An 827-nucleotide genomic window follows, 5' to 3' on the forward strand; every position below is an offset into this window, starting at 1 on the left:
AGGGCGAAATCGTAGGTCCCGGTGCCGTCTCCGATGATCTGGAAACCGGACCAGATCTGGGGCAGGGTGAGCTGGAGTGCCAGGGCCACGGCCCCGAGCGCCACGATCGAGGAAATGAGCAGCAGCCAGCCCGCCAGCCAGGCGAACGTCCCCGACGAAAGCTGTTTGGCCCAGTTGTAGACCGATCCGGCCACCGGATAGCGGCCGGCCAGCTCGGCGAAACAGAGGGCCACCATGAGCTGGCCGGCGAAGACGATGGGCCAGGACCATGCGTAGGCCGGCCCGGCCATGGAGAAACCAAAGTAGAACAATTGAAAGACGCCGGTGAGGATGGAGATATAGCTGACGCCGGCCGCGAAGCTGGCAAACTTGCCGATGCTGCGGTCCAGGGTCTGGGCATAGCCGAACTCGTCCATGCCACTTGAATCAGTACTCTTGCTGGGTTCCAACATCCGAACTCCTAGATGAGAAAAGCACGATGGTGATGCCCCGCGGCCGCCATTGGACGCGGGTGATATCGGTGGCCGGGCGCCACGCCTGCAGCGCCCGGCCGTTCCCCCCAAATGCTGCTGCTAGCCGGCGGTCCCCACCCCGGCGCCGGCAGATGGGCCAAACCAGCCGCTGGGTGCGGGCTGGATGTTCTGCCAGATGTGTTTTGCTTCGCGGTACTCGTTCAGTCCGGCGCTGCCGAGCTCGCGGCCGATGCCGGACTTCCCGAAGCCGCCCCATTCCGCCTGCGGGACGTACGGGTGATAGTCGTTGATCCATACTGTTCCGTGCCGGAGGCCCCCCGCAACACGTTGCGCCTTTGACCCGTCCGAGGTCCA

General features: G+C 64.8%; 2 protein-coding genes. Both read right to left on the reverse strand.

Features of this window, described 5'->3' with window-relative positions; all coding sequences use genetic code 11:
• On the reverse strand, positions 1-452 hold a 452-nt coding region (locus AC5RUO_RS19965), incomplete at its 3' end, for an amino acid permease (RefSeq protein WP_494104441.1).
• Positions 453-572: 120 nt separating this feature from the next.
• A partial coding sequence (locus tag AC5RUO_RS19970; RefSeq protein ID WP_494104442.1) for an aldehyde dehydrogenase family protein occupies positions 573-827 on the reverse strand: 255 nt, incomplete at its 5' end.

The organism is Arthrobacter sp. Y3221087, from assembly GCF_059089905.1.